Raw genomic sequence first — 9,682 nt, 5'->3', positions numbered from 1 at the left:
GAACGGCTCTTCCTCTCCCTGAAGACCGTGAAGAACCACCTCACCAGCATCTACGCCAAGCTCGGCGTCGAGACCGCCGCTCAGGCGGTCGCCGAGGCGTACCGGCTGGGGATCGTCCGTCCCGAGTCCAGGTAGCGGAAACCGCCGACGCTTCCGGTATTTTCGACCGACGCTTCCGGTCGTTTTCGACATCCTGCCAGCTTGACCCAAACGCTGACGCCCACGCGAGGTCGACGAGCGGGACTTTGGTCCCGGTGATCAGAGGACGGGCGGCGCCCCGAAGTTGCGCCGTGCGCCTCATCCCCAGAAAGCGTCTTGAGAATAGCTTCAGCTGCGTACCCAAAAACCGGGTCGGAACAGTCTGGCCCAGTCCAAGGAGAAAGCATGGAACGCCTCTTCCACGCCTGGCTGGCTGTCTCGTCGTTCTTCGTCCGCACCGACGACGAAGAGGGCGCGACCGCCGTCGAGTACGGCCTCATGGTCGCCCTCATCGCCGTCGTGATCATCACCGCCGTAACGGCCCTCGGCAACAACCTGGCCGCGCTCTTCGACAGCGTCGCCACCACCATCAACTGAGGCATACGCAGGGGCGGCCCGAACTCGGGCCGCCCCTGCGCCTCGCTCCTGCCCCACATAGGAGACCACGGTGCTCGGGATGCGACTCGATGACGAGGCGGGTGCGACGTCCGCTGAGTACGCGCTCGTCGCCGCGCTCATCGCGGTGGTCATCGTCGGCGCCGTCACCGCGCTCGGTCTCAACCTGAACGACCTCTTCAGTAACGCGGATCTCCGCGACGCACTGACGAACTGACGGTGGTACTCCGGGATCCCCTCACCCAGGAGCGCGGCGCTGCGGCGGTCGAGTTCGCGCTCATCCTGCCGATGCTGCTCCTGTTGATCTTCGGGATGATCGACTTCTCGCGCGCCTACAACGCCCACATCTCACTGTCTGGCGCCGCCCGTGAGGGCGCTCGGGTGCTGGCGCTCGGAACCGGTGATCCGGTGCAGACCACCAAGGACGCCGCGCCGTCGCTGCCTCCCGACGAGATCACCGTCGCGTTGAACCCGGCCGACTGCGCCGGCAGTGCCGGGCAGCCGGCGAACGTGACGGCGTCCTACGACTTCTCGTACATCACGCCGCTATCGGGCCTGATGAGCCTCTTCGGAGGCTCCGCGCTGGCGTCACCCATCACCCTGAACGGGATCGGAGTCATGCGATGCGGCGGTTGAACGACGAGGAGGGCGCCGTCGCGGTCATCGTGGCGCTGCTGACGGCGGTGGTGTTCGGCTTCGCTGCGATCTCGGTCGATTCCGGTCAGCTGTACCAGGAGCGTCGCGAGCTCCAGAACGGCGCCGACGGCGCTGCCATCGCTGCCGCCTACGACTGTGCGAAGGGCGTCATCGAGTGCAGCCTGACCAGCCTCGAGCTCAACAACACCGTGGATTCCTACGCGAGCGCCAACGCCAACGACGCTGAATCCACCGCGAGCATCGTGGAACTCAACCTTGTCGACAGCTACATCACCGTCGAGACGGAGACGCTCTCGAACGGTGACGGCTTCCTCACCCACTGGTTCGCGTGGATCTTCGGCGAGGACTCGGCGACCACCACCGTGCGGGCCCAGGCCACCGCGAAGTGGGCTCGGACGCCGGGGAGCCTCGAGATCTTCCCGCTCGCGTTCTGCCTCGACACCTTCAACACCCTCACGTCGAACGGGGAGGATTTCGTCGGCCCTCCCGACTACCACGTCTACTACAAGACCCCCAGCAACCCGATCGTGTGCCCGACCACAGACGACCTATACGAGGGTGGCTTCGGGTGGCTGGACCTCGAGCACTCCACCTACAGCCTGGATCCGACCACTTGCACGTTGACCATCGACGCCGACGAGTGGATGCCCGGCATCACCGGCGAGGGCGCACGCATCAACGACCCCTGGCCCAACTGCTACCAGAAGCTGAAGGACAAGATCCTCGAGATGGACGCGAATCCCGGCGCGGCGCCGCTGCTGGTGCCGATCTTCGACGGGTGGCGTGGGTCCGGAGCCAACGGAGAGTTCCACATCGCCGGGTTCGGCGCGTTCCGCCCGACCGGCTTCAACTTCGGTGGCAGCACCTACCACCCCAACAACATGGCGTGCGTCAACCCGGCCAACCGCTGTGTCCGCGGGTGGTTCACCGACTTCGTCACCTTCGGTGGCATGGGCAGTGGCGGCGCCTACTACGGCGTCGTGTCCGTCGACCTCATCAAATGATCAGGAGACTCGCATGAACCGCAAGTTCGTCGGAGTCGCCGCCGCGGTACTGCTGGCGTCGATCGGGACGTTGACCCTGCTCGGCTGGGCGAAGTCCGCCGAGGACCGGGCCCTCGCGGGTGAGCGGACGCTCAACGTCCTCGTGGTCATGCAGGACATCGCCAAGGGAACGCGCGCCGAGGACCTCGCCACCCGGGTCGAGGTGAAGCGCGTCCCCGCCAAGGTGAAGGCCGCCGGCAGCGTCGACGACGTTACCGACCTGGAGGGCAAGGTCGCGGCCGTCGACCTGGTCCCGGGTGAACAGGTCGTCTCCACCCGGTTCGTCGAGCCTGAGGTGCTGGCTCGCCAGACCGGCGTCGAGGTGCCGGACGGCCTGCAGGAGGTCACCATCAAGCTGGAGCCGCAGCGGGCGGTCGGTGGCAACCTCCGGCCCGGCGACACGGTCGGTCTCGTCGCATCGTTCGAGCCCTTCGAGGACGTCAACGGCTCCGGGACCAAATCCCCCAACGAGACCCACCTGATGCTCCACAAGGTCCTCGTCACCCGGGTCCAGGCGGCGCCCACCACGGCGTCGCGGGGATCCGGAGAGGGCGACGAAGACCGCGGTCCCGAACCCGTCCCGGGTAGCGACCTGCTGGTGACGCTCGCCGTGGACGCCCCCTCGGTCGAGCGCATCGTGTTCGCGCAGGAATTCGGCCGCGTGTGGCTGACGGCCGAGCCCGAGACCGCCACGGAGGACGGCACCACGATCCAGCACCGCGGGACGGTCTACAACAAGTAGACGCCCGCGTCACGACAGCGAGGGAACGAACCATGACCCAACCACGGATACTGCTGTCCACACCCAACGTCGCCTACGAGCAGCGCATCCGCCAGGCCTTCGGGGGGACGTTGAACGGCGAGCTGCGCTGGTTCCGTGACGCCGCCGACTCGGCACTGCTGGCCAGGCAGGCGGTCGACAGCGGAGCGGACGTCGTGGCTGTCGGGCCCGACATCCCGGTCGCCGACGCCCTGTCGATCGCACGGACGCTCGACCACGAGCGCCCGGAGGTCAGCGTGATCCTCGTCGCGCCTCCGAGCCCTGACCTGTACCAGAGGGCTCTCCGCGCTGGCGTGCGCGACGTCCTCGCGCCCGACGCGCTCGACGCTGAGGTGCGCGAGGTCTTCGAACGCGCCTTGGAGGTCACCCAGCGGCGCCGCGATAACGTCACCGCCGGGGAGCCCACCAGCGCAGGCGGGAAGGTGATCACCGTCCTGTCCCCGAAGGGTGGCAGCGGCAAGACCACGGTCGCCACGAACCTGGCGCTCGGGCTGGCAGAGGCTGCTCGGGGCAAGGTGGTCCTGGTCGACCTAGACCTGCAGTTCGGCGACGCGGCCAGCGGGCTCGGGCTGGTGCCCGAGCACACGATCGCGGACGCCGCACGGGCAGTGAACGGCCTGGACGCGCTGACGCTGAAGGTCTTCCTGACGCCGCACCCGTCCGACCTGTACACGCTCTGCGCCCCGGAGTCCCCAGCGGAGGGCGAGGAGGTCACGGCCCAGCAGGTCACGCAGGTGCTGCAGGTCCTGTCGGCCGAGTTTACCTACGTCATCGTGGATACCCCGGCAGGGCTCGGCGAGCACACGCTGTCGGCGGTGGAGTGCGCCACCGACCTGGTCCTCGTCTGCAGCATGGACGTCCCCAGCGTCCGGGGGCTGCGCAAGGAGGTCCTGGCGCTGGATCAGCTTGGCATGTCCCACCAGACGCGCCACTTCGTCCTCAACCGGGCCGACAGCCGGGTAGGCCTGGATGCGGGCGACGTCGAGGCGACCGTGGGGTTGCCGGTACACGTCTCGCTGTCGAGCACCCGGGCCATTCCGGTGTCGGTGAACCAGGGGGCCCCCGTGATCACGTCGGAACCGCGGTCCCCAGCCGCGCGCCAGCTCCGTGAGCTAGTCGGACGGTTCGCCGAGAAGCCGTCGAGCGACCAGCACGGCGGTTTCCCATGGCGCAGGAAGGATCGGACGTGAAGCTCAGCGACCGGCTCAAGGCCGTCAACCGCGACGCACCGGCGGCGTCGGCCGCCCCTGGGTCGACGCCAACACCGGCGCCGGCTCCGGCGAAGGCAGGACCGGCGCTGCCGAAGACCACGGCGGAGGAGGTCAGCCCCCAACTGGATCCGCTGACACACATCAAGGAACGGGCACAGACCGCGCTGTTCGCGCGACTCGGCGCCCGCCTGTACGACTCGTCCCTCGCCGCGGAGCAACTACAGAAGTTCGTGCACGCGGAGCTCACCGCGGCGGTGGAGCACGAGCGAGCCCCGCTGAGCACGTCCGAGCGCCAGCGGCTCGTGGTGGAGGTCAGCAACGACCTGCTCGGCTACGGGCCGATCCAGCGCTTCCTCGACGATGACACGGTCACGGAGGTCATGGTCAACGGCGAGGACTCCATCTTCGTGGAACGCGCCGGCAAGCTGTACGAAACTGGCGCACGGTTCGTATCCGACGACCACCTACGGCGCGTCATCGAGCGCATCGTCTCACAGGTCGGACGCCGCATCGACGAGTCCTCGCCGATGGTCGACGCACGGCTCCCCGACGGATCACGCGTCAACGCCATCATCCCACCGCTGTCGGTCGACGGACCGAGCCTCACCATCCGCAAGTTCGCGAAGGATCCCTACACGGCCGACGACCTCGTCACCTTCGGAACCATGACCCCGGGGATGGTCGAGCTCCTCTCCGCATGCGTCCGTGGCCGACTCAACATCCTGGTCACGGGCGGGACCGGCACCGGCAAGACCACGATGCTCAACGTCCTGTCGTCGTTCATCCCCAACGACGAGCGCATCGTTACCATCGAGGACGCGGTCGAGCTCCAGCTGCACCAGGACCACCTGGTCCGACTCGAGAGCCGACCGCCCAACATCGAAGGCAAGGGCCAGGTCGCCATCCGCGACCTCGTCCGCAACTCGCTGCGCATGCGTCCCGACCGCATCATCGTCGGCGAGGTCCGCGGCGGCGAAGCGCTGGACATGCTCCAGGCGATGAACACCGGCCACGACGGGTCCCTGTCGACGGTGCACGCGAACACACCACGCGACGCGATCGCCCGTCTCGAGACCATGGTGCTCATGGCCGGGATGGAGCTCCCCGTCCGAGCGATCCGTGAGCAGGTCGCCTCGGCGCTGGACCTGATCGTGCACATCTCCCGCCTTCGCGACGGCAGCCGGCGCGTCACCCACGTGACCGAGGTGCACGGGATGGAGGGGCAGGTCGTCACCCTGCAGGACGTGTTCCTGTTCGACTACTCCGCTGGACTCGACGCCGACGGCCGCTTCCTCGGCTCGCAGCGCCCCACCGGGATCCGACCACGGTTCGTCGAGCACCTGACCCAGCTCGGCATCCCCGTTCCCGCGGTCGTCTTCGGTGCCCCCCTCTCGGGGACCGATGACCTCTCCACCCGACGGCTCGGGCCATGAAGTTCCGCGCGCGTCTGCTCGTGTCGGCCGGTGCGATGGCCGCGGTCGTCGCGGCATCGGCGGCCCTCGCCATTGCGGCAGGGACCGTGACGATCGAGGACGTCGACGTCAGCGGCCACCCGAACGTGCGCATCGAGGTCACAGCGCCGGCCGCCGTCGACCCGGACGAGGCCGAAAGCTCCTTCACGGTCACCGAGGATGGCGAGCGCCGGTCGGTGTCCGTCACACAGCTGGCTTCGGAGGACATCGAGATCGTCCTCCTCGTCGATACCTCCGGGAGCATGCAGGGGGAGCCGATCGAAGCGGCCAGGCGGGCGGCGGAGGCTTTCCTGGATCGCCTCCCCGCAGAGGTGGACGTCGCGGTGGTCAGCTTCGGCTCCGGCGCATCGGTACTCGCTCCCTTCTCCACCGACCGGACCGCGACCAAGGTGGCGATCGCCGGCCTGGCGGCCGCAGGCAGGACCGCGCTGTACGACGGCGTCACGACCGCGTTGGCGCAGTTCTCGCCGGAGGACGCGACGGCGCGGCGCTCCATCGTGCTCCTGTCGGACGGCGGGGACACCGCCAGCGCGACGACGCTCGATGACGCCGCCGGCGCCCTGGAGGCCTCCGGCGCGCGCCTGTACGCGATCGAGCTGCGTACCCCCGAGACCGATCCCGAGCCACTGGCACGGTTGGCCGAGGTGAGCGAGGGACGGGTCGTCCCGGTGGACGACGCCAACGGTCTCGACGCGGTGTACACCAGCATCGCATCAGAACTCGTCAGCCGGTTCGAGCTCACCTACCGCTCGGAAGCCGACGGTGCCTCGACGGTGCGCGTTGACTTCGCCGCCGACGGCGTCCGGGCCTCCGGCGAGCAGCGGATCACGCTCCCGGCCGCTGCACCGGCACCATCGAAGTCGCAGCCCGCGCCCCGCCCGCCCGGCGAGCTGATCGCCGTGTCGTCGCTGTGGACGAACCCGTTCGTGCTCGGGGCAGGCGGTCTGGCGGTGTTCGCTGGCCTCCTCATCCTGACCTACGTGGTCGTCGCTGCCCGCGAGCCGCGCCGGCGCCTGGCGGCAGAGGCGGGGGTGGCCCGAGTTCCCCGCACGACCAGCTTCGCCGGACTGGCGGGCCAGGCCAGCATGCTGGCGGAACGGCAGCTGGAGCGCCGCGGACGGACCGGCGCACTGAACGACGCGCTGGAGCGCGCAGGCCTCGACCTCCGCCCCGGCGAGTACGTCGTGCTAACCGCTTGCGCCGCCACGACAGCGTTCGGGGTCGGGCTGATGATGGCCAACCTCGCCGTCGGGGTGCTGTTCGCAGCGCTGTCCGTCGTCGCGGCACGCACGCTGCTGTCGGTGTTGGCCGCGCGACGACAGGCGAGGTTCGCCGACCAGCTCGGCGACGTGCTGCAACTGCTGGCCGGGAGCCTGCGGGCGGGGTACGGGCTGATGCAGGCGATCGATGCGGTCGGGAGGGAGGCGGATGCTCCGGCTGCGGAGGAGTTCGGCCGGGTCATCATCGAGGCCCGTCTCGGGCGCGACGTGTCGCAATCACTGCGAGCGCTGGCCGACCGGGTTGCGAGCGAGGACTTCGCGTGGGTGGTGCAGGCGATCGAGATCCACCGAGAGGTGGGGGGTGACCTCGCAGAGGTCCTCGACACGGTCGCCGCCACCATCCGGGAGCGCAACCAGATCCGCCGCCAGGTGAAGGCGCTCAGCGCGGAGGGGCGCTACTCCGCCTACGTCCTACTGGCCCTCCCGTTCGTGGTGGCCGGGTTGATCACGATGACGAGCCCGGGCTACCTCTCGGAGCTCACGCGGACGGTTCCCGGCATCGTGATGCTCGGTGTGGCCGGCGTGTTCATGGCTGTCGGAGCCCTGTGGCTGCGCAAGCTCACGCGGCTGGTGTTCTGACTCTCGCTGGATAGGACGACGGAGATGCCGATCCCGATCATGGTGGCCGCGGTGGCGGTGGGCTGTTCCCTGCCTCTGATGTGGTGGTCGTTGGCCTCCGGGCGGACGCCGGGACGCAGCGCACGCGACAACCTCGGTGCGACCGACCTCCGCCAGGCCGTGCTCGCACGGTCGGCGAGCGAGCGGGCACTCCGTCCGCTGGGTCAGTTCCTCGCCGAACGTGGCCGGAGCCTGACCCCGGCGGGTTGGGCGGCCGCACTGGACCGGCGCCGGATCCTCGCAGGCCAGCCGGCGACGTGGCCGATGGAGCGCCTCCTCGCGGCGAAGGTTGTGCTCGGCCTCGGCGGCCTTCTCGTCGGCTACCTGCTGTTCTCCTCGAACCGCACGGCGATGTGGTTCCTGCTGTGGTTGGCGGTCACCGCACTGGGGTACTTCACCCCCGACCTGCTCCTGATGAGCAGAGGTCAGGAACGCCAGGCCGAGATCCAGCGTGAGCTGCCGGACACGCTCGACCAGATGACGATCGCGGTCGAGGCCGGCCTGGGCTTCGACTCGGCCATGGCCAGGTCGGCCAGGAGCGGCACCGGGCCACTGGCCCAGGAGTTCACCCGGACGCTTCAGGAGGCCCAACTGGGCGTCTCGCGGTCCGCGGCTCTGCGCCACCTCATGGAGCGCACGAACGTCCCCGACCTGCGTCACTTCGTCCTCGCGCTGATCCAGGCGGAGAACTACGGCATCCCGGTCGCGGACGTGCTGCGCACACAGGCGGCGGAGCTGCGGATCAAGCGTCGCCAGCGCGCCGAGGAGCATGCCATGAAGATCCCGGTGAAGATCGTCTTCCCGGTGGTGCTGTGCATCCTGCCTGCGCTGTTCATCGTCATCCTCGGCCCAGCTGCGATCCGCATCTACCAGACCTTCGCCGGGATGGGCTGATGGAGGACCCTCGACGGCGGTACGCGCCGACGACCGCGGCCGCCGCACTGGACGCGCTGCTCACCGCGGACCACCACGGCGGAACCGTCCGGGGAGCCCCGTTGCCCACCGGGTTCGACGTGCTCGACACCACCCTCGGGGGCGGCATCGGCCCCACGGACCTCGTCCTGCTGGCCGGGTTGCCCGGTGTCGGGAAGACCGTCGCTGCCCTTCAGGTGGCCCGACACCACGCACGGTCAGGTGGCGACGTCGTCTACGCCTGCTACGAGCACACGGCCGGCGAACTGCTCACCCGGCTGCTGCTCATGGAGCTCGGCCAGGACGGCGACCACCTCGACCCCCACCTGGAGCTGCTGCGCGAGGCGGTGCGGGACTGCCTGGGTGCACCTCTGTCGTTCCGCGCACTCGTCGACCGTGAACCGCTGCTCGCAGCCGCCATCGACCGGCTTCGTGGCTACAGCGACCGCCTGTGGCTGGTATCGGCATCCGGGGCTCACACCGGTGTGGGAGAGCTGGCGGACCTCGTCGAGGAGCACCTCGCCGGCGGGGGGCTGCTCATCGTCGACTACCTGCAGAAGGTGGCGGTCAGGCCGGAGCCGCCGGACGAGGCCGAGAAGGTGACCCGCATCGCCGAGGCACTCAAGGACCTGGCGCTGACCCGCCAGGTGCCGGTGTTGGCCGTCACGGCAGCTGACCGCAGCGCCCTCGACGCACCCCGGCTGCGGCTGCATCACCTCCGAGGCTCCTCCGCGCTGGCCTACGAGGCGGACGTCGCGGTGATCCTCAACGACAAGTCGCGCTGCGTGTCCAAGGTTCACCTCGCGTACGACACCGTGCGCGCGGAGGGCTTCCGCCACTCCGTGGTGTTCAGCGTCGAGAAGAACCGGGGCGGGCCGGCGCTGGTCGACCTCGAGTTCCGCAAGGACTTCGCGCACTACCGCTTCGACCCGCAAGGCGACTACGTGCGCGAACGCCTGGTCGACGAGCGCCTGAACGTCGAGTAGGCGGGATGCGGTCCTGTTGGCGATGGAGCACCCGGTGGGCAGCTGCCGTGACGTTGGCCGTCCTGCTGACAGGGTGCGCAACCGGCGACACCTTCAGCGCGAACCCGGACGCCCACGCAGCCGTCGAG

Annotated in this window: 11 protein-coding genes; all 11 read left to right on the top strand. The window is 69.2% G+C overall.

The genetic code is table 11. The features are described from left to right. The first annotated feature begins 27 nt into the window (after positions 1 to 27). The 11 genes from M3N57_06505 (at position 28) to M3N57_06455 (ending at position 9,554) form a co-directional block, all read left to right on the top strand. A complete protein-coding gene (locus M3N57_06505; protein ID MDP9022341.1) occupies positions 28 to 135 on the top strand; it encodes a hypothetical protein in 108 nt (35 codons plus the stop codon). Between the two features lie 249 nt (positions 136 to 384). Continuing rightward, the gene (locus M3N57_06500; protein MDP9022340.1) at positions 385 to 576 is read left to right on the top strand and encodes a Flp family type IVb pilin; all 192 of its coding nucleotides are present in this window, start codon (positions 385 to 387) and stop codon (positions 574 to 576) included. A gap of 79 nt (positions 577 to 655) precedes the next feature. Next, positions 656 to 811 carry a Flp family type IVb pilin gene (locus tag M3N57_06495; protein ID MDP9022339.1) on the top strand — a complete coding sequence of 52 codons (156 nt, stop codon included), beginning with the start codon at positions 656 to 658 and terminating at the stop codon, positions 809 to 811. Positions 812 to 813: 2 nt separating this feature from the next. After that, positions 814 to 1,230: a pilus assembly protein gene (locus M3N57_06490; GenBank protein ID MDP9022338.1), complete on the top strand. Its 417-nt coding sequence runs from the start codon at positions 814 to 816 to the stop codon at positions 1,228 to 1,230. Next, a complete protein-coding gene (locus M3N57_06485; protein MDP9022337.1) occupies positions 1,227 to 2,255 on the top strand; it encodes a pilus assembly protein TadG-related protein in 1,029 nt (342 codons plus the stop codon). The genes M3N57_06490 and M3N57_06485 overlap by 4 nt, the downstream gene beginning before the upstream one ends. Before the next feature lie 13 nt (positions 2,256 to 2,268). Next, positions 2,269 to 3,036, top strand: a complete 768-nt coding sequence (locus M3N57_06480; protein ID MDP9022336.1) for an RcpC/CpaB family pilus assembly protein — start codon at positions 2,269 to 2,271, stop codon at positions 3,034 to 3,036. A gap of 32 nt (positions 3,037 to 3,068) precedes the next feature. Then, positions 3,069 to 4,265 carry an AAA family ATPase gene (locus tag M3N57_06475; GenBank protein MDP9022335.1) on the top strand — a complete coding sequence of 399 codons (1,197 nt, stop codon included), beginning with the start codon at positions 3,069 to 3,071 and terminating at the stop codon, positions 4,263 to 4,265. After that, the gene (locus M3N57_06470; GenBank protein MDP9022334.1) at positions 4,262 to 5,719 is read left to right on the top strand and encodes a CpaF family protein; all 1,458 of its coding nucleotides are present in this window, start codon (positions 4,262 to 4,264) and stop codon (positions 5,717 to 5,719) included. Before M3N57_06475 ends, M3N57_06470 begins: the two co-directional genes overlap by 4 nt. Beyond that, positions 5,716 to 7,617, top strand: coding sequence for a type II secretion system F family protein (locus M3N57_06465; GenBank protein MDP9022333.1), 1,902 nt, complete (start codon positions 5,716 to 5,718; stop codon positions 7,615 to 7,617). Before M3N57_06470 ends, M3N57_06465 begins: the two co-directional genes overlap by 4 nt. Before the next feature lie 24 nt (positions 7,618 to 7,641). After that, positions 7,642 to 8,550, top strand: coding sequence for a type II secretion system F family protein (locus tag M3N57_06460; GenBank protein ID MDP9022332.1), 909 nt, complete (start codon positions 7,642 to 7,644; stop codon positions 8,548 to 8,550). Further along, positions 8,550 to 9,554, top strand: coding sequence for an AAA family ATPase (locus M3N57_06455; GenBank protein ID MDP9022331.1), 1,005 nt, complete (start codon positions 8,550 to 8,552; stop codon positions 9,552 to 9,554). The genes M3N57_06460 and M3N57_06455 overlap by 1 nt, the downstream gene beginning before the upstream one ends. Positions 9,555 to 9,682 lie beyond the last annotated feature (128 nt).

It is taken from the genome of Actinomycetota bacterium (assembly GCA_030776725.1).
Lineage (GTDB): Bacteria > Actinomycetota > Nitriliruptoria > Nitriliruptorales > JAHWKO01 > JAHWKW01.
This window is presented reverse-complemented; position numbering and strand designations above follow the sequence as displayed.